16 protein-coding genes are annotated in these 17,779 nt (G+C 62.9%); 2 read left to right on the top strand and 14 right to left on the bottom strand.

From position 1 onward, the window contains the following. Window positions 1-122 precede the first annotated feature (122 nt). From hpaI to RHEC894_RS29595, 13 genes are all read right to left on the bottom strand, one after another. The gene (gene hpaI, locus RHEC894_RS29530) at window positions 123-929 is read right to left on the bottom strand and encodes a 4-hydroxy-2-oxoheptanedioate aldolase (RefSeq protein ID WP_085740240.1); all 807 of its coding nucleotides are present in this window, start codon (window positions 927-929) and stop codon (window positions 123-125) included. Window positions 930-941: 12 nt separating this feature from the next. Beyond that, window positions 942-1,745: a 2-oxo-hept-4-ene-1,7-dioate hydratase gene (gene hpaH / locus RHEC894_RS29535; protein ID WP_010067719.1), complete on the bottom strand. Its 804-nt coding sequence runs from the start codon at window positions 1,743-1,745 to the stop codon at window positions 942-944. Between the two features lies 1 nt (window position 1,746). Then, window positions 1,747-2,616 carry a fumarylacetoacetate hydrolase family protein gene (locus RHEC894_RS29540; protein ID WP_085740241.1) on the bottom strand — a complete coding sequence of 290 codons (870 nt, stop codon included), beginning with the start codon at window positions 2,614-2,616 and terminating at the stop codon, window positions 1,747-1,749. 27 nt (window positions 2,617-2,643) lie between these two features. Next, window positions 2,644-4,098, bottom strand: coding sequence for an NADP-dependent succinate-semialdehyde dehydrogenase (gene gabD / locus RHEC894_RS29545; protein ID WP_085740242.1), 1,455 nt, complete (start codon window positions 4,096-4,098; stop codon window positions 2,644-2,646). Window positions 4,099-4,419: 321 nt separating this feature from the next. After that, window positions 4,420-5,400, bottom strand: coding sequence for a 3,4-dihydroxyphenylacetate 2,3-dioxygenase (gene hpaD, locus RHEC894_RS29555; protein ID WP_010067260.1), 981 nt, complete (start codon window positions 5,398-5,400; stop codon window positions 4,420-4,422). A gap of 64 nt (window positions 5,401-5,464) precedes the next feature. Next, window positions 5,465-6,982, bottom strand: a complete 1,518-nt coding sequence (gene hpaE, locus RHEC894_RS29560) for a 5-carboxymethyl-2-hydroxymuconate semialdehyde dehydrogenase (RefSeq protein WP_085740244.1) — start codon at window positions 6,980-6,982, stop codon at window positions 5,465-5,467. Window positions 6,983-7,024: 42 nt separating this feature from the next. Next, the gene (locus RHEC894_RS29565; protein ID WP_085740245.1) at window positions 7,025-7,411 is read right to left on the bottom strand and encodes a 5-carboxymethyl-2-hydroxymuconate Delta-isomerase; all 387 of its coding nucleotides are present in this window, start codon (window positions 7,409-7,411) and stop codon (window positions 7,025-7,027) included. Between the two features lie 51 nt (window positions 7,412-7,462). After that, window positions 7,463-8,482 carry a phosphotransferase gene (locus RHEC894_RS29570; RefSeq protein WP_085740246.1) on the bottom strand — a complete coding sequence of 340 codons (1,020 nt, stop codon included), beginning with the start codon at window positions 8,480-8,482 and terminating at the stop codon, window positions 7,463-7,465. Window positions 8,483-8,488: 6 nt separating this feature from the next. After that, window positions 8,489-9,772 (bottom strand): aspartate aminotransferase family protein, encoded by a 1,284-nt coding sequence (locus tag RHEC894_RS29575; protein WP_085740247.1) that lies wholly within the window; start codon window positions 9,770-9,772, stop codon window positions 8,489-8,491. A 2-nt stretch (window positions 9,773-9,774) separates the two neighbouring features. Beyond that, complete coding sequence (locus tag RHEC894_RS29580) at window positions 9,775-11,130, bottom strand: aspartate aminotransferase family protein (protein WP_085740248.1); 1,356 nt, start codon at window positions 11,128-11,130, stop codon at window positions 9,775-9,777. A gap of 15 nt (window positions 11,131-11,145) precedes the next feature. Beyond that, window positions 11,146-11,793: an HAD-IA family hydrolase gene (locus tag RHEC894_RS29585; protein WP_085740249.1), complete on the bottom strand. Its 648-nt coding sequence runs from the start codon at window positions 11,791-11,793 to the stop codon at window positions 11,146-11,148. Next, complete coding sequence (locus RHEC894_RS29590) at window positions 11,790-13,046, bottom strand: Tm-1-like ATP-binding domain-containing protein (protein WP_085740250.1); 1,257 nt, start codon at window positions 13,044-13,046, stop codon at window positions 11,790-11,792. The genes RHEC894_RS29585 and RHEC894_RS29590 overlap by 4 nt, the downstream gene beginning before the upstream one ends. Beyond that, window positions 13,046-13,831 (bottom strand): IclR family transcriptional regulator, encoded by a 786-nt coding sequence (locus tag RHEC894_RS29595; protein ID WP_085740251.1) that lies wholly within the window; start codon window positions 13,829-13,831, stop codon window positions 13,046-13,048. The genes RHEC894_RS29590 and RHEC894_RS29595 overlap by 1 nt, the downstream gene beginning before the upstream one ends. 320 nt (window positions 13,832-14,151) lie before the next feature. On the opposite strand from RHEC894_RS29595, the gene RHEC894_RS29600 reads away from it, so the two are divergent. After that, window positions 14,152-15,603 carry an APC family permease gene (locus RHEC894_RS29600; RefSeq protein WP_085740252.1) on the top strand — a complete coding sequence of 484 codons (1,452 nt, stop codon included), beginning with the start codon at window positions 14,152-14,154 and terminating at the stop codon, window positions 15,601-15,603. A gap of 56 nt (window positions 15,604-15,659) precedes the next feature. Beyond that, complete coding sequence (locus tag RHEC894_RS29605; protein ID WP_085740253.1) at window positions 15,660-17,138, top strand: aldehyde dehydrogenase; 1,479 nt, start codon at window positions 15,660-15,662, stop codon at window positions 17,136-17,138. 118 nt (window positions 17,139-17,256) lie between these two features. Here RHEC894_RS29605 and RHEC894_RS29610 read toward each other — a convergent pair whose 3' ends face one another. Next, window positions 17,257-17,769 carry a flavin reductase gene (locus RHEC894_RS29610; protein WP_085740254.1) on the bottom strand — a complete coding sequence of 171 codons (513 nt, stop codon included), beginning with the start codon at window positions 17,767-17,769 and terminating at the stop codon, window positions 17,257-17,259. Window positions 17,770-17,779 lie beyond the last annotated feature (10 nt).

Consider the following 17,779-nt stretch of genomic DNA (forward strand, 5'->3'; position numbering starts at 1 on the left):
CCTCCTCCTTAGCCTTTCGATCATCATGGTCGAAAGGCCGGGAGGCGTCCTGTCCACCCGTGCAGTCCGTTTTGACTGAGCGTGCAAAACGATGGGATGCGGTGTGGAAATGGCGTCTTTGGTCAGTAGACCTTCACGTCGCCTGCCGGCTTGGCGGCTTCGGCCTTGTGGAAGTCCTCGAGCAGCTTGGCCGTGGCATTGGCCAGCAGCATGACGTCGTTGCCGATCGCGACGAAGGTGGCGCCGAGTTCGAGATAGCGCTTGGAGAGGGCGAGATCGCCGATCAGGATGCCGGCGGCCTTGCCGTGCGACTGGATCCTGGCAAGCGCCTTTTCGACTTCCGCCTGCACTTCGGGTGCACCGGGCCTGCCGAGATAGCCCATGTCGGCGGCGAGATCGGACGGACCGATGAAGACGCCGTCGACGCCCTCGGTCGTCGCGATCGCGTCGAGCGCTGCGAGCCCGGCGCGGCTTTCCACCTGCAGCAGCAGGCAGATCTCGTTATTGGCCGTCTGGAGATAATCGGGAATGCGGTTGAAATCGGAGGCGCGGGCAAGGGCCGCGCCGACGCCGCGCACGCCCTGCGGCGGATAGCGCACGGCGCGGACCATGGCTTCGGCCATCTCCCCGCTGTCGACCATCGGAATGAGCAGCGTCTGCGCGCCGATATCGAGCATCTGCTTGATGATCCAGGTCTCGCCGATGGGCGGACGGATCACCGCATGGCTTGCCGATCCCTTCATCGCCTGCAGCTGCGAGGCAAGCAGCGGCACGTCGTTCGGCGCATGTTCGGCATCGAGCAGCAGCCAGTCATAACCGGCGCCGGCGCAGATTTCGACCGTGTAGGGACTGGCGAGCGCCTGCCAGAGGCCGATCTGCGCCCGCCCCTCTTTCAGGGCTTGCTTGAAGAGGTTCTTGGGCGCCGGCATGTTTTCACTCCTTCATGCAAAATAGAGGCTGACCGAGCCGTAGGGGCCGAAATCGGCATGGATGGTGTCGCCGTGCCGCGCCTCGATCGGACGGATGAATGAACCAGCCAGCACGATCTGTCCAGCCTCGATCCCATCGCCATATTGCGCGAGCCGGTTGGCGAGCCAAGCGACGCCGCGGGCAGGCTGGTTGAGAACGCCGGCGCCGAGCCCCGTCTCCTCGACCTCGGCATTGCGGCTGACGATCGCGCCCATCCAGCGCATGTCGATCTGATCGGGCCGCACCGCCCGCCCGCCGGTGACGATGCCGGCATTGGCGGCATTGTCGGAGATGGTATCGACGATGGTGCGCGCCTTCTTCGTCTCCGGCTCGACGCGCAGGATACGGGTGTCGAGGATCTCAAGCGCCGGGGTCACGTAGTCGGTGGCATTCAGCACATCGAAGATCGAGATGCCGGGACCTTTCAGCGGCGCCTTCATCACGAAGGCGATTTCCGCCTCGATGCGCGGCTGGATGAAGCGGTCGGCCGGCACGGTCGCGCCGTCTTCGAAGACCATATCGTCGAAGAGCACCCCGGAATCGGGGATGTCAATGTTGAGCGCATATTGCATCGCCTTCGACGTCAGCCCGATCTTCCAGCCGATCGGCTTGCGGCCGCTTGCGATCTTCTTCTTCACCCAGGCGCTCTGGACCGCATAGGCGTCATCCATCGTCATGCCGGGATGTCTCAGCGACAGGAGCCCGGTCTGAACACGCGTCCGCTCGGCCTCGTCAAGGCTCGTTGCTGCCTGTTCGATCTCATTTGACGTCAGCATCTCACACCTCGTCGGCGATGGTGTTCTTCAGGATGCCGAGACCGTCGGCCTCGACTTCGACGACATCGCCTGGCTTCAGCCAGATCGGCGGGTCGAAGCGGGCGCCGGCGCCCGTCGGCGTACCGGTGACGATGACATCGCCCGGAACCAGCGTGGTGAAGGTGGAGATGTAATTGATGATTTTGCGGAACGAGAAGATCATCCGGCTGGTGCGGTCGCTTTGGCGCACCTCGCCGTTTACGCGGGTTTCGAGCTTGATGTCTTCCAACTGAGCGGCGTCGGTGAAGGGGATCAGCCATGGACCGATCGCGCCGGTGCGATCGAAATTCTTGCCCTGGGTGACGTTGAACTTGGCATGGCGCACCCAGTCGCGGATCGTGCCCTCGTTGCAGAGCGACAAGGCGGCGATGTGGGAAAGGGCATCGGCTTCGGCAATCCGCCGGCCGCCCTTGCCGATGACGATGACGATCTCGCCCTCATAATCGAGCTGCGGGCTTTCCGGCGGCCGGACCAGCGGTTCGCCGTGGCCGGTGAAGGAGCGGAGAAAACGGATGAAGAGCGAGGGATTGGAAGGGGCTGTCTGGCCGTCCTTATATTCCTCGTTGCGGTCGGGGAAATTAACCCCGACGCAGATGATCTTTTCCGGCGAGGGAATAGGAATTTCGAAGCGGATTTCGTCAAGGGCGAAATCCGGCTTCAGTGCTTTGCTTTCCTCGGCGAGTTGGGCGAGGCGACCTGCCTCGACCACTTCGCGTAAGGTTGCCCAGGTCGCGCCATGGCGAGCCCAGAGGTCTATGACACCGCCCTCGACGGCAAGCCCATAGCCATGATGGCCGTTTCTGGAAAATGACAGGAATCGTGGATGGGTCATGCTTTGTCTCGGGCCTTTTTGCTGGCCTCAGGCGATGCCGCCGAGGCAGACATATTTGATTTCGGTGAATTCCTCGATGCCGTATTTCGAGCCTTCGCGGCCAAGACCGGAAAGCTTGACGCCGCCGAAGGGCGCTTCTGCCGTCGAGATCAGGCCGGTATTGACGCCGACCATGCCGTATTCCAGTGCTTCGGCCACCCGGAAGACGCGGGCGAGATCCTTGGCGTAGAAATAGGAGGCAAGGCCGAACTCGGTATCGTTGGCCTGGGCGATGACATCGGCCTCATCCTTGAAGCGGAAGAGGGGAGCGACCGGCCCGAACGTCTCTTCCTTGGCCACGGCCATGGCAGGGGTGACGTCGGCAAGCACGGTCGCCTCGTAGAAGCGCCCGCCGAGCGGGTGCCGCCGGCCGCCGGCAACGACGCGGCCGCCTTTGGCAAGCGCATCGGCGACATGTTCCTCGACCTTGGCAAGTGCCGACTCGTCGATCAGCGGGCCGAGATTGATGCCCTCGTCGAAGCCGTTGCCTGTTTTCAGCGCCCCGACAGCCTTCGAAAGTTTCTCGGCGAAGGCATCATAGACGCCCTCCTGGACATAGAGCCGGTTGGCGCAGACGCAGGTCTGGCCGTTGTTGCGGAATTTGGCGATCAGCGCGCCTTCAACGGCCGCATCGAGATCGGCATCGTCGAAGACGATGAAGGGAGCGTTGCCGCCGAGCTCCAATCCGAGCTTTTTGATGGTCGGCGCGCTTTGTTTGTAGAGCTCGGCGCCGACCTCGGTCGAGCCGGTGAAGGTCAGCTTGCGCACGACCGGGCTTGCGGTCATTTCACCGCCGATGGCGCGCGCCGAACCGGTCAAGACGCTGAAGAGACCTTTGGGGAAACCGGCGCGTTCGCCAAGGATGGCGATGGCAATTGCTGAAAACGGCGTCTGCGAGGCCGGTTTCAGCACCATGGCGCAGCCGGCGGCAAAGGCCGGTCCCGCCTTGCGGGTGATCATCGCATTGGGGAAATTCCACGGGGTGATGGCGGCGACGACACCGATCGGCTGCTTCATGACAAGGATGCGCTTGTCCTTCTGGTGGCCGGGAACGATGTCGCCGTAGACGCGCCGCGCTTCCTCGGCGAACCATTCGATGAAGCTCGCGCCATAGGCGATCTCGCCCTTGGCCTCGGCCAGCGGCTTGCCCTGTTCCGCCGTCAGGATGCGGCCGAGATCGTCCTGATTGTCCATCATCAATTGGAACCAGCGCCTGAGGATGACCGACCTTTCCTTGGCGGTGTGGGCAGCCCATTCCTTCTGCGCGACCTCCGCTGCAGCAATCGCTGCCTTGGTTTCGGCGGCCCCCAAATTGGGAACACGGCCGATGATCGTGCCGGTCGCCGGGTTGTCCACCGCGATCGAATTGGATGGATCGGCTTCAATCCAATCTCCACCAACCAATGTGGCCTGGCGGAACAATGTTGCGTCCTTCAATTGCATGACTGTCTCCTTCGATAGACCATTTCCGTTTTTTTCAGGTCGCGGCGATGCTCTATCTCTTTTCGTGTTTGTGCAATCCGCCATGCAGTTTTGAGGGAATTGCATTTGCCAACGCCAAACAGAGCCAGCGATTTTATTGGCTCTCAGATGTTGACAGCCTTCGCCTTTTACTCGGCGTCATCCTCGGCCTTGTGCCGAGGATCTGCTGCCCTATCGACCGGAGGCAGATGCCCGGAACAAGCCCGAGCATGACGAAAGAGTGGTTAGCGAACTTGCCACCAATCTGAGAGCGGACGTTTTCGCCTGCTCCCGGGATAACATTCAAGGCGCAATGATCGGCTGCGCCTTCAAATCAGGCTCGACCACATCGGCGCCGGCAAACAGACTGCCATGTTCGAACCAGGATTTGGGCGCCGGTGCGCCCCAGAGCGTCTGGCGCTGCGGATCCTTGAGATCCCATTTGATCGGCTCCAGATCGGGATCGACCGTCTGATAATCCGAGCAGTAGATTTCGATGCGGTGGCCGTCCGGATCGAGGATATAGAGGAAGAAGGCGTTGGAGATGCCGTGGCGGCCCGGGCCGCGCTCGATGTTGGCGACCCAGCCGGTGGTCGCCATCAGGTCGAGCAGGTCGATGATATTCAGCGGCGTCGGCACCCAGAAAGCAGTGTGGTGCAGGCGCGGGCCTCGGCCGTTAGTGAAGGCGATGTCGTGGACGCCGCCCTTGCGGTGCGTCCAGGCAGCCCACAGACGACCGGTCTCGGCGTCCTCGGTGTATTCGGTGACGCGGAAACCAAGCTCGTTGTAGAAGGCGACGCTCTCGTCGACATTCTTGGAAAAGCAGTTGAAGTGATCGATCCTGAGCGGCTTGACGCCCTTGTAGAGCGCATATTTCTGATGGATCGGCGGCAGGCGGTCCATCTTCGAATAGAATTCGAGCGGAATGCCATGCGGATCGCGGGTGCGGAAGGTGCGCGCCTGATAGGGACGCTCGACCCATTCCACAGGCAGGTCCTTGTTCTTGAAGAAATGCGCGGCCTTGTCGAGATCCTCGTCACTGAAGACCTTGAAGCCAAGGTCGCGGGCTTCGGCCTTGTCGGATTTCTTCAGCACGATGCAATGGTGGCCGCGTTCCTCCATCGCCCTGAGATAGATGGTGTCCGCCGTCTCGTCCGTGACCTGCAGGCCGAGCGTATCGACATAGAAGGCGCGGGATTTGGCGAGATCGGTCACGCCGAATTCCACGTGGCTGAGACGCACGATGTTGAAGGGCGGATAGAGATTGGGTGTCGGTATCGGCATCGGTTCCTCCTCGGCCCATCGCTCTCAAAGAACTGCGGGCCATCTGTGTAATGGATATTGCGTATCAACCGCCGAGCTTCTGGATGGCGTGCGGCTTGGTGGCGAAGGCGACGTTTTTGGTTTCCATGTAGAAATCGAAGGACCAGTCGCCGCCGTCGCGGCCGATACCCGAGTTCTTGACGCCGCCGAAGGGTGTCGGCAGGTGGCGGACGTTTTCCGAGTTCACCCAGATCATGCCGGCATCGAGATGGTCGGTGAAACGGAAGGCGCGGGTGACGTCTGATGTCCAGAGATAGCCGGTGAGCCCGTACTGAACGTCGTTGGCGAGCGCCAGGGCATCGGCTTCATCCTTGAAAGGAATAGCGGTCAGCACCGGCCCGAAAATTTCCTCCTGAGCGATGCGCATTTTGTTGTTGGCGCCGGTAAAGAGGGTTGGGGAGACGTAGCAGCCGCCGCCGGGGCCGTCGAACTTCTCGCCGCCGGCAGCAAGCGTCGCGCCCTCCGAGCGGCCGATCGCGATATATTCCAGCACCTTCTTTTCGTGCACGGGATGGATAAGCGGTCCAATCACCGTCTCCGGGTCGAGGGGGTGGCCGACCTTGATGCGCCTTGCCTTTTCGGCGACGAGCGCGGCGAACCTGTCGTAGACGCTGTCTTCGACCAGCAGGCGCGAGGACGAGGTGCAGCGCTCGCCGTTCAGCGAATAGATCATGAAGACGGCAGCGTCCGCGGCGCGCTCGAGATCGGCATCGGCGAAGACGACGACCGGGTTCTTGCCGCCGAGTTCGAAATGCACGCGTTTCAGGGTGTCGGCGCCCTGCTTCATGATCATCGAGCCGGTGCGGCTTTCGCCGACGAAGCCGATCGCCTTGATCAGGGGATGTTCGGTCAGCGCCTTGCCGGCATCCTCGCCAAAGCCGTTGACGAGGTTCCACACGCCCTTGGGCAGGCCGGCCTCTTCGGCGATTTCGACGAGCAGGCGGGCGGTCAGCGGCGAGAACTCGGCCGGTTTATGGACGATGGTGCAGCCGGCGGCGAGCGCCGGCGCGATCTTCCAGGTCGACAGCATGAAAGGTGTGTTCCACGGCGTGATGATGCCGACCGGGCCGATCGGCACGCGCGTGGTGACGTTCACCTGGCCATCGGCGCGCAGCGCCTTGCCGTCACGGGCTTCGGGTGCGCGGTCGGCGAAGAAACGGAAATTTTCCGCACCACGCAGCGCCGCCTTGGCCATGAATTTCAGCGACTGGCCGGTATCCATGCATTCGACGAAGGCGATCTCCTCGGCACGTGCGACGATCGCATCAGCGACCTTGTGCAGCAGCTTCTTGCGCGCATCGCCCGGCATGGCGGCCCATTCGGCAAAGGCCGATTTGGCAGCCCTGGCCGCACGGTCGATATCGGCGGCATTGCCGCGCGCTACGGTGGCGAGCGGCTTCAGATCGACCGGCGAGAGGGTTTCGAAGGTTGCGCCGTCATCACCGGCCACATCCTCACCGTTGATCCGGTTGAGGACGCCGCGGTCCCTGAACTTCGCAAGGTAGGTTTCGGCCTTTGCGATGTTTTCCTGCAATTTGGACATCGTCTATTCCTTTGGTGTTATTTCGTCCCGCAAAGGGAGGTGTCACTTGCCGCGAAGCCGCGGATGGATGGCGTTCTTCTTCCAACTCAGCTCCGCATCGATCTCGCGGATCTCCAGCGACAGCGCGAAATGCGGCGTCTCAAAGAGCGGGCCAAGGACGTCCGTCGCGGCTGCAAAGATCGCTTCACCGGTGCGCTTCTTCTCCTCGGCCGTGCGGCCCTTGCCGATGCGGAAATTCAGGTCGACGAAGGCGTTCTCGGCAAGCTGGTCGGCAATCGCGTAATGATCGGCGCGAAGAGCGCGCACGCGCACCGCGCCGATCTCGAAAAGGCCGGTTTCCAGCACGGTCTTCAGCAGATGCCTGCAGAGCGCGCCAATATCGGCGCGGCCCTCCAGATTGGCCGAGTATTCGATGGTGAGATGCGGCATGTGTCCTCCCGCCCTTCATTAATTAACACGTTAATCAGTTTGCGAGAGATGTCAAGCGCTGCCATCGAGCTTTCTCGCCAGCTCCAGACTTTCTGCGACATAACGCGACAGGCGCTCGCCGGCCTTCGGGATCTCGGGCCGCTCGGCAAGCCAGCCGATATAGGTGAGGCTCCGGAGCACGATGAATAGCGGCAGGCTCCGCAAGGCCCCATCGGAAAGGGCGCGCCGGCTGCGATAGCCTGCGATCAAAGCGTCCTCGATCTCGGGATAGGCCGGCTCGGCACGGTTCTTCAGCAGGGCCGTAGCAAGATCGAAAAGGCGGAAGCCATATCCTGCGTCGTCGAAGTCGATGAAGGCGACGCCGCCTTGGTTTTCCGTCAGGAAAATGTTCTCGCGCACGAGATCGGCATGGATCAGGCCGTAGTCGAGGCCGCTTCGTTGCGCATTGACGAGACGGTGGCGCAGATCGTCGCGCAATGCCGAGAGTGCTGCGGCCTCGTCGCGTGAAAGTCCGCGGCAATCCCAGAAGCGGCCCCAAAGAGGCCTTTCTCCGAGCAAGCCTTCGCCATCCCATGCCGGGCGGTGGAAATCCTCCGGCGGCGCCCAGGCATCGGCAAGGTCATGCATCACAGCCATGGCATGGCCGATGCGGAAGAAGATCGCTGCCTGGGTCTCGGCCGATTGCGACAGCGGGGTTCCGGTTTGCCCGAGGGCCATTCCGTCGATCCAGCTGACGACATCGGCATATTGTTCGGGAAACTGCCGATTGGCCGGAAGGCAAATGAGATTGCCTCCCGCGCTGGCCGGCACGGGGGAGGGCACGTCGAGGCCGCCGCGCCGGAGCGCTGCCATGAAATCCAGTTCCGAGCGCAGGCTCGTCTCGTGATGATAGCCCGGCCGATGCAGCCGCAAAGCGGCAGGCCGCCCATCGGCAAGCGTGACCCGGAAGACGGCGTTCTCCCGGTATTTCATCAGTGCCGGCTCGTGCCGCGGCACGAGCCAGTGGCCGAGCGCTTCCAACGCACGCTCCTGCAGGGCATCCCGGACGTTCTGCGGCAATTGATCGGCCATCTCGCCTCACAGGCCCGACAGCACGTCGTCGAAGACCGACAACATCAGATCGGCGTTTTCCCGCGAAAACGGCATCGGCGGACGGATCTTGGTGGCGCATTGATGGATGCCGATCTTGCCCATCAGCACGCCGCGCTCGCGCATTTCGTTGACGATCCGGCTCGCGAGAGCGACGGCCGGCTCCTTCGTCGTCCTATCCAGCACGAATTCCATGCCCATGAAGAGGCCGCCGCCGCGCACGTCGCCGATGATCGCATGTTTCTGCGCCAGCCGCTTGAAGGCATCGCGCGTATATTCGCCGACGTCGCGGGCATTCTCGACGAGCTTCTCGTCCTCGATCACGTCGAGCACCGCCATGGCGGCGGCGCAGGAGACTGGATTGCCGCCGAACGTATTGAAATAGCGGAAGGCCTTGCGGAAGGCGTTCAGCACATCGGCATTGGCAACGACGCCGCCGACGGGATGGCCGTTGGCCATCGGTTTGCCAAGCGTCACGATATCGGGAACGATGCCGGCGCGCTGATGGCCCCACATATCAGAGCCTGTACGGCCGAAACCGGGCTGGACTTCATCGGTGATGATGAGACCGCCGGCCTTGCGCACGGCCGCCACCGTTTTGTCCAGGAAGCCCTGCGGCAGATCCGGAAAGCCTTCATTGGCGAAGAACGGATCGATGATCAGCGCCGAAAAACCATGCGGGCTCTCCTGCAGCGAGGCGATCGCCGCCTCGACTTCGGCTGCGAAGGCTGCGGCAAAAGCCTCGCCGCCTTCGCCGCCGAGTGGGCGGTAGCTGTCGGGCGCCGGCACGTGCCTGACATGGCCGCCGAAGCCGCCGACCGGCGGCATGCGGGTTGAGAGCTGCGACACGGCAGCGGTATTGCCGTGATAGGTATGGTTGGTGGCGATCACGCCGGTCTTGCCGGTGACGGCCTGGGCCATGCGCAGCGCCACGTCGTTCGCTTCGCTGCCGGTGCAGGTCAGGATCGCAGCGTCGAGGCTCGCGTCGAAGGTCGCGGTCAGGCGTTCGACATAATCGAGGATGCCTTCATGCAGGTAACGCGTATGGGTGTTCAGCGTCGAAGCCTGCCGGGTGATTGCCTCGACCACACGCGGATGGCAATGGCCGACATGCGGCACATTGTTGTAGCAATCGAGATATCGCCGGCCTTCGGCATCCCAGAGCCAGACGCCTTCGCCGCGCACCAGATGCACGGGATCGTCATAAAAGAGCGACATGTTGCGGCCGAGAAGCCGGTCGCGGCGGGCGATAAGGGCAGCGTTGCCGGACATGATCAGCTCCTCGCGGCGGCAAGGCCGGCGTCGAGCGCCGTCAGGATCGTCTGCACGTCGCCTGCGGTGACGATCAGCGGCGGCGACATGATGACATTGGCGCCGGAGGTGCGCACCAGCGCGCCGGCCTCATAGGCGGCATCCTGCACCTTCTGCATCACATCCTTCGATGCCGCGCTCTTCTTCTCCCGGTTGCTGACGAGTTCGAGCGCGCACATCAGGCCCTTGCCGCGCACGTCGCCGATCAGCTCATGCTTGTCCTGCAGCCTCCTGAGGCCCGCAATGAGTTCCTCCCCACGGACGGCGGCATTGGCGGCGACGTTCAGCCGCTTCGTCTCGCTCAAGGTCGCAAGCGCGGCCGCCGCACCCGTCGGATGGCCGGAATAGGTATAACCGTGGCCGATGCTGCCGAACGCGCCCTTGCTGCCTTCGAACACTTCGGCCACCTTGTCTGAAATCATGACAGCGCCGAAGGGGAAATAGCCGTTGGTGATCGCCTTGGCGGTCGACATCAGATCCGGTTTGACGCCCCAGAGGCGCGAGCCCGTCCAGGCGCCGGTGCGGCCGAAAGCGGTGATGACTTCATCGGCGATCAGCAGGATGCCGTGACGGTCGCAGATCTCGCGCATCAGCGGCAGGAAGGTCTCGTGCGGGACGATGACACCGCCGGCGCCCAGCACCGGTTCGACGATCAGGGCGGCGATGGTGTCGGCACCCTGGAAGGCGATTTCGTCCTCGAAGAGCCGGCCGATGGCGGCCGCGATCTCGGCATCATCGGTGGTGCCGAACGGGTTGCGATAGGCAAGGGGCGCCGGCAGATGGAAGACGCCGGGAAGCAGCGGCTCGTAATTGCGGCGAAAGTTCTGGTTGCCGTTGACGGAGGCGCCGCCGAAATGCGTGCCGTGATAGCCTTTCTTCAGCGCGACGAATTTGGTGCGCTCCGGCTGCCCGTTGATCTTGTGATATTGCCGGGCAAGCCGCAGGCAGGTCTCGACCGAATCCGAGCCGCCCGAAGTGAAGAAGGAACGGCTCAATCCATCCGGCCTGAACCATTCGGCAAGTTCGTAGGAGAGTTCGATCAGCGGCGAATTGGTGGTGCCGCGGAATGTCGAATAATAGGGCAGCTCGTCGAGCTGGTCGCGGATCGCCTTTTTCACCGGCTCGCAGGAATAGCCGAGATTGACGTTCCAGAGACCGCCCACGGCATCCAGCACCTTCTTGCCCTGTATGTCGACGATTTCGACGCCCTCACCGGAGTTGATGATGCGCGGCGGCTGGGCCTGCATCTCGGCCGGATGGGCCATCGGGTGCCACATGTGGCGAGCGTTGTTTTCGATTATGAAGTTGGTTTCACGCATCGGTATTCCTCTCGTTCAGAGGCCCAGCATCGCAAGGGCGCGGGCATAGCTTTCGGCAGGGCGGGTCACGTCGAAATGCACATGCGGCAATCCGACGGCTTCGGCGCCTTCGATGTTCTTCTTCTGGTCGTCGACGAAAACGCAGGCCTCGCGCGGCAGTCCGAGTTCGGACAGCACCTGCTCATAGGCGCGCGGATCGGGCTTGAGGATCCTGGTGTAGGTGGCATCGACGATGACATCGAAGAGGGCGATCAGCGGAAAGCGCTGGCGGAACTCGACCCCGTAAAAGAGATCGAGTTCGTTCGACAGGATCGCGAGCTTCAGTCCCGCCTCTTTGGCCCGCAGGACGGCGTCGCGCGCTTCCGGGCGCAGCACCAGCTCGGCTTCGGCGCCGCGGGCGCGGCGCACGAAGGTCTGCATGTCGGCCCAGTCCTCGCCGACCATCCGACCGACTTCGCCGGCCCGTTTCAGCCAATAGTCGCGTTCGCTGATCTCGCGGTTCTGCATCGCGACCCAGAGCGGATCGGTCGTCGTGTCGAACGGCCCGAGCCAGGTGAGCGAACCTTGCGGAAGTCCGAGCGTCCGTTCGGTGATGTCATGGGTCTCGAACAGCGTGCGAGTGACGACGCCACCGAAATCGAGGATGAGGGCGCGTTCTGTCATGATGGCCGTCCTTGCGGAATGATGCCCTCAGCCACCCAGCTGTCGAAAATGGCAAGGGCTGCGGCCGAAAAGTCGGGAGAATTGATGTGGGCGTCGACTTCCCGGAAGGTGACGGAGGGCGGAACAGTGCGGCGCATCTCGTCGAGGAAAGCGGCGAGGCCTTCCGGATCGTGCAGCGGCTCGTCCGGCTTGTCCCATTCCTGCAGCCCTTCGGTCGGCAGCAGGAAGGCGGTCTTGGCGTCGGCCTGTTCCAGCTTTTGTCCGATCAGCCGAGCGACTTCCCGCCGGCCTTCCGGCGAGGTCGTCACCGACCCGATCAGCCGGTTATGGGCATGGTAGGGACGGTCGAAGAAAATGTCGGGCAGGGCCTGCCAGGCCTGGAGATCGACCATGTCGACGGCGCCGGGGGCGACGATCTGCGGAATGCCGGCGCGGCCCGCATTTTCGAGCCTGTCCGCTCCCGACGTCACCACCGTGCCGTAATGGTGATTGCTGACCTCCTGGATGCAGAAATCGAAGACGGCGGCAAAACCGGCCTGCGCGGCAATGGCTTCGAAGGCGCGACCGCCCATGCCGGTGGAATGGAAGACGGCGACGTCATAGCCGCGCTTTTCCAGTTCGGGCCGCAGATGCTTCATGTATTTGAGGCAGGAGGAACCGAGCGAGGTCATGCCGATCAGCGGGCGGTCGCGATCCGGTTTGGTCCCGTGCCGGGCGGCGCCGACGACCGCGCCGCAGGCCTGTGACAGCACCGAACGGCAGATGCTGTTGAGGCCGTAGAGGCCGCCGGCCCACAGGATCATCATCAGGTCGGGCGCGATGCGCTCGGGCGGGATCAGATGGGAATAAGCGATGGTCGAGACCACGAATTTCGGCAGGCCGAGCGGCAGGACGGCAGCGACATCGAGAGCCAGATCCGTGCCCATCGAACCTCCGAGCACGATGATCCCATCGACGAGCCCTTCCTCGTAAAGCCGGCGGGTCAATGCCGCCGCCCCCCTTGCCATGGCCGCCATGGCGCTGTTTTCATCGCCGCTTTCGGCGATCTCCGCGATCGAGGTCGCGGCAGCCCTGGCAATGTCATGCTTGGAATAATCAGGAATATAGGGCGGATCGCCGAGAATGCTGACATCGACCATAACAGGCCGGCCGCCCGCTTCCTCGATGACGGAGGCCATGAATTGCAGTTCGTCGCATTTGGTGTCACCGGTTCCGATGACGAGTATCCTTGGCAGGGGAGCCGCAGGGCTCATCACTCTCTCCTCCTGGTTTTTGGACTGGTTCCCGTGAGCCTTTCCGACCCGTAGTATTTTTCTGAAATCCCGTTGGCGGCGGCGATGGCCTGCGCGCCGAAGTCGTCAATGGCCGTCTTGGTGGTGCGTGAGAGCGGTGCCGCGACGGCTACGCAGCCGACCGGCCGGCCATCCGGCGCGCGCACAGGCGCCGCAGTGCTGATGACGCCGGCTTCGAGACCCTGATGGCTGATGGAAAAGCCGCGCGCGGCCGTCTCGTCGAGCAGGCCGCGGACCAGTTGCGGGTCGACGACGGTATGGTCGGTGAATTTTTCGAGCGGCTTTCGAAGCGCCGCATCGATCTCCGCCGGCGGGCAGAAGGCGAGGAAGGCAAGGCCGGATGCGGTAGCGTGAAAGGGCAGGATGCTGCCGACATCGACGATGATGCGGTGCGCGCGCGGCGGATCTTCCACATGGATGGTCGACAGCCTGCCGCCGGAGAATTCGGAAAGATGCACCGTCTCCGCCGAGGAATCGGCGAGCGTCTTGATGAAGGGCACGGCAACCCGCAGGAAGGGATAGCGCGCCTCGCGGATGCGGGCGAGCCGAACCGGCGCCGATCCGATCCTGTAGCGGCGGCTTTCGGCGTCCTGCTCGATGAAACCGTGTTTTTCCAGTTCCACCAGAAAGCGTCGGGCGGTCGCCTTGTCGAGCGAACACAGGCGGGCGATGTCAGTCAGACCCACCTCCTTGTCTAGCCGTGACAGGGTATCCAGCAATGAAAGCGCCTTTCCGATCGTGCTCATCGTTCTTCCTCTTGGGGTGGGTTCATGTCCCGGCTTGTCGCATCCGGCTTTACGCCAGCCGCCAAATCAGCCCGCAAACCCTGTATCGCGGCATGATACCAGCGACCCAAGATACTTAACACGCGAATTAACTTGACAGAGGCTGGCAATGTTTGCAAGTCTATATTTGAAGCTGAGGTTCAAATAATGAACCATAAGCGCTGACGGCGGCAAAATCAACAAAAGCCAAAAGCACCGTTTGTCAGTCCGGTTCTGGTGGAGGTCGCTTGCGCGCAATCGCAGCGATGATCGGATGTTCTTAAAAAGGGGAACGAAGGCAGATGACTACGCAAAATTCGCAAAGCCCGGCTGAAAACCAGCTGCGCAAGAACAGTCTCGGCGTCGGCGCCGTGACCTTCCTGGTGGTTTCGGCCGCCGCACCGCTGACGGCTGTTGCCGGCGGCGTGCCGCTGTCGATGATGCTCGGCAACGGGCCGGGCATCCCGCTGACCTTCCTGCTGGTGACCGGCATTCTCCTGCTGTTTGCCGTCGGCTATGTCGCCATGGCGCGTCATATCCGCAATGCCGGCGCCTTCTATGCCTATACCGCCCAGGGCCTCGGCGGCCTCATGGGCGGCGCGGCGGCGCTGATCGCGATCCTCGCTTACAATGCGATGCAGATCGGCGTCTTCGGCATGTTCGGCGCGGCGACGTCAGGCTTCTTCGCCGGTTACGGGCTGGTTCTGCCCTGGTGGGTCTGGACCTATGTCGGCATCGCCTTTGTTGCGGTCTTCGGCTACCGGCGTGTCGATCTTTCCGCCAAGGTTCTGACGGTGCTTGTCATTCTCGAATATCTCGTGGTGCTGATCATCGACGCCGCGATCCTCATCAAGGGCGGAGATGCCGGCCTTTCCGCGGCACCCTTCACGCCGACCGCCTTCCTGAGCGGTTCGCCGGCCATCGGCATTCTCTTCTGCTTTGCCGCTTTCATCGGCTTCGAAGCGACGACGATCTACAGCGAAGAAGCCCGTGAGCCGGAAAAGACGGTGCCGCGTGCCACCTATATCTCGGTACTGATCATCGGCCTGTTCTACATGCTGACCTCCTGGCTAATGGTCAACGGCGCCGGCGTCGACAAGCTCGTGCCGGAACTGCAGGGCCTGCAGGATCCGACCACGTTCCTCTTCGGTCTCGCCGAGCGTTATGTCGGCCATTGGATCACCATCGTGATGAGCCTTCTCTTTATCACCAGCCTCTTTGCCGGCGTCCTCGCATTCCACAACGGCGTGGCGCGTTATATGTATGTCGCCGGTCGCGAGGGTCTGTTGCCGAAGTCGGTCGGCGTCACGCATCCTGTCTTCCAGAGCCCGCATGTCGGTTCGATCATCCAGACCGTCATCGCCGTGCTCGTCGTCGCGCTGTTTGCGGCGACGGGTCAGGATCCGGTGCTGGCGCTCTTCTCCTGGCTCACGAATGTCGCCACGCTGGCGATCATCCTGCTGATGGCGTTTACTGCCTTCTCGATCGTGGTCTTCTTCAGCCGCAATCCGGAGCTTGAACGCAACGTGCTCGTGATCAAGGTGCTGCCCATCGTCACCGGGCTGATCCTGCTGGCGCTCGTTTATTATATCTCGGCAAACTTCGGCGCGATCGCCGGCGCAAACGGCGTGCTCGCCGTGTTTCTGCCAAGCCTCGTGCTGATCGCCGCGGTCATCGGATTGCTGGCGGCAGCGCGCCTGAAGTCGGCGGATGCCGTCGGCTTTGCCCGGCTCGGCGCCGGCCAGGAAGTCTGATCGGTTCCAATCGCGGTGGCGGGAAGACCCGCCACCCTTTTTCGTGAGAGCATGAGATGCAGGACAAGATCGACCAGTTGCGGACATTGTCCGTTTCCCCGCAGGCATTGTTCATCGACGGGGCCTGGCGCCCGCCTGTGGACGGGGCCGCGATGGAGGTCATTTCGCCGATCGACGGAACCCGGCTGACAACGATCGCCGATGCCGGCGCCGAAGACGTCGATCGGGCGGTCATGGCCGCGCGGCGCGCCTTCGAAAAAGGCAGCTGGTCGCGGGCGGCACCGGCCGAGCGCAAGAAGGTGCTGCTGAAGATCGCCGACCTCATCGAGAAAAACGCGCTTGAACTCGCCGTGCTCGGCGTGCGTGACAACGGCACGGAAATCTCCATGGCATTGAAGGCGGAGCCGGGCAGTGCCGCCGGCACCTTCCGCTATTATGCCGAAGCGATCGACAAGGTCTATGGCGAGATCGCCCCGACGGCGGATAATATTCTCGGTCTGATCCATCGCGAACCGGTGGGCGTCGTCGCCGCTATCGTGCCGTGGAATTTCCCGATGATGATCGGCGCCTGGAAGATCGCCCCGGCGCTCGCCGCCGGCAATTCCGTGGTGCTGAAGCCTGCCGAAGGCGCGTCGTTGACGCTGCTGCGGCTCGCCGAACTTTGCGCGGAGGCAGGATTGCCGGATGGCGTACTCAACGTCGTCACCGGGCGCGGCGCCGTCAGCGGCGAAGCACTTGGGCTGCACATGGATATCGATGTGCTCGCCTTTACCGGTTCCGGCCCGGTCGGGCGCCGGCTTCTGGAATATTCGGCGCGCTCCAATCTGAAGCGCGTCTATCTGGAACTCGGCGGCAAATCTCCGAACATCGTCTTTGCCGATGCGCCGGATCTCGATCAGGCGGCCAAGGTCTCGGCCTACGGCATTTTCCGTAATTCCGGCCAGGTCTGTGTCGCGGGTTCCCGCCTGCTGGTCGAAAAATCGATCCTCGACGCTTTTTCCGAAAAGGTCGCGCGTATCGCCGCGGCCATGACGATCGCCGACCCCTTGCAGCTTTCCACCGAGGCGGGCGCGATCTCAAGCGCGATTCAGCTGGAGAAGAATCTCGGCCATGTCGACCGGGCCTTGGCGGAAGGCGCTTTGCTGCGCACCGGCGGCGCACGCATCCTCGAGGAGACGGGCGGTTATTATATGCGCCCGGCGGTCTTCGACGTCACGCCATCCATGACACTCGCGCGGGAGGAGGTGTTCGGGCCGATCCTGTCGATCATTCCCTTCGAGACGGAGGCTGAAGCCCTGGAGATTGCCAACGCCACGGAATACGGCCTGGCCTCGGCGCTGTGGACAGCGAACCTGTCTCGCGCCCACAGGATGGTGCGCGGCATCCGCGCCGGCGTGGTGCACGTCAATACCTATGGCGGCTCCGACAACAGCGTGCCGCTCGGCGGCGTCAAGCAATCGGGCAACGGCCACGACAAATCGCTGCACGCGCTCGACAAATATGTCGACCTGAAGACGGCTTGGATTCAGCTTTGAAGCGGGAATTTCGGACAGCGGGAGCAAGTCGAAACCATCACGCTCCGATAGATATTGCAGCGCCGCGCGTCTGTTCCGACGCACGGCGCTGTAGCACTTTAACGCGTTGGTTTAGCGCCTATCCTCCGAAACTACCCACCTGCGTCGGCACGTTGATGTAGTTGCGGTCGAAATAGAGCAGTGCGTTGCCATCCACCCGCGAGCGGATGCCGATGACCTGGCCGATGAAGATGTGGTGGGTGCCGACCAGGCGGGCCTCGGTGAGCCGGCAGTCGAAGGAGACCATCGCGCCGGCCAGGGCCTGGCTTCCCGACGGCATGTTGACCCATTCCGCCGCCGCATAGCGTGCCGCCATATCCGCCTGGCGGCCGGCGAAATAACCGGCCAGTTCCTGATGGTCATCGGCAAGGACGTTGACGCAGAAGCGGTGGTTTTCGAGGAAGAGGCCGCATTGCGCCGAGCGGCCGTTCATGCACACCAGAAGCGTCGGAGGCTCATCCGTCACACTGCACATGGCGGTGGCGGTAAACCCGCCGCGCCCGGCGGGTCCGTTGGTGGTGATGACGTTGACGGGCGCGCAGACGCGGGCCATCGCATCACGGAACTCGGTTTTCGAGACTTGCTCCTCCATGGCCATGCCC

Source organism: Rhizobium sp. CIAT894, assembly GCF_000172795.2.
Classification (GTDB): domain Bacteria; phylum Pseudomonadota; class Alphaproteobacteria; order Rhizobiales; family Rhizobiaceae; genus Rhizobium.

What these genes read in the sequence shown, in the direction of transcription:
- RHEC894_RS29540 (WP_085740241.1), bottom strand. Translation starts at nt 2,616, where the DNA reads ATGACCCATCCACGATTCCTGTCATTTTCCAGAAACGGCCATCATGGC.
- RHEC894_RS29595 (WP_085740251.1), bottom strand. Translation starts at nt 13,831, where the DNA reads ATGAGCACGATCGGAAAGGCGCTTTCATTGCTGGATACCCTGTCACGG.
- hpaE (WP_085740244.1), bottom strand. Translation starts at nt 6,982, where the DNA reads ATGTCCAAATTGCAGGAAAACATCGCAAAGGCCGAAACCTACCTTGCG.
- RHEC894_RS29570 (WP_085740246.1), bottom strand. Translation starts at nt 8,482, where the DNA reads ATGGCCGATCAATTGCCGCAGAACGTCCGGGATGCCCTGCAGGAGCGT.
- RHEC894_RS29600 (WP_085740252.1), top strand. Translation starts at nt 14,152, where the DNA reads ATGACTACGCAAAATTCGCAAAGCCCGGCTGAAAACCAGCTGCGCAAG.
- RHEC894_RS29610 (WP_085740254.1), bottom strand. Translation starts at nt 17,769, where the DNA reads ATGGAGGAGCAAGTCTCGAAAACCGAGTTCCGTGATGCGATGGCCCGC.
- RHEC894_RS29585 (WP_085740249.1), bottom strand. Translation starts at nt 11,793, where the DNA reads ATGACAGAACGCGCCCTCATCCTCGATTTCGGTGGCGTCGTCACTCGC.
- hpaD (WP_010067260.1), bottom strand. Translation starts at nt 5,400, where the DNA reads ATGCCGATACCGACACCCAATCTCTATCCGCCCTTCAACATCGTGCGT.
- RHEC894_RS29575 (WP_085740247.1), bottom strand. Translation starts at nt 9,772, where the DNA reads ATGTCCGGCAACGCTGCCCTTATCGCCCGCCGCGACCGGCTTCTCGGC.
- RHEC894_RS29580 (WP_085740248.1), bottom strand. Translation starts at nt 11,130, where the DNA reads ATGCGTGAAACCAACTTCATAATCGAAAACAACGCTCGCCACATGTGG.
- hpaI (WP_085740240.1), bottom strand. Translation starts at nt 929, where the DNA reads ATGCCGGCGCCCAAGAACCTCTTCAAGCAAGCCCTGAAAGAGGGGCGG.
- RHEC894_RS29590 (WP_085740250.1), bottom strand. Translation starts at nt 13,046, where the DNA reads ATGAGCCCTGCGGCTCCCCTGCCAAGGATACTCGTCATCGGAACCGGT.
- RHEC894_RS29565 (WP_085740245.1), bottom strand. Translation starts at nt 7,411, where the DNA reads ATGCCGCATCTCACCATCGAATACTCGGCCAATCTGGAGGGCCGCGCC.
- hpaH (WP_010067719.1), bottom strand. Translation starts at nt 1,745, where the DNA reads ATGCTGACGTCAAATGAGATCGAACAGGCAGCAACGAGCCTTGACGAG.
- gabD (WP_085740242.1), bottom strand. Translation starts at nt 4,098, where the DNA reads ATGCAATTGAAGGACGCAACATTGTTCCGCCAGGCCACATTGGTTGGT.
- RHEC894_RS29605 (WP_085740253.1), top strand. Translation starts at nt 15,660, where the DNA reads ATGCAGGACAAGATCGACCAGTTGCGGACATTGTCCGTTTCCCCGCAG.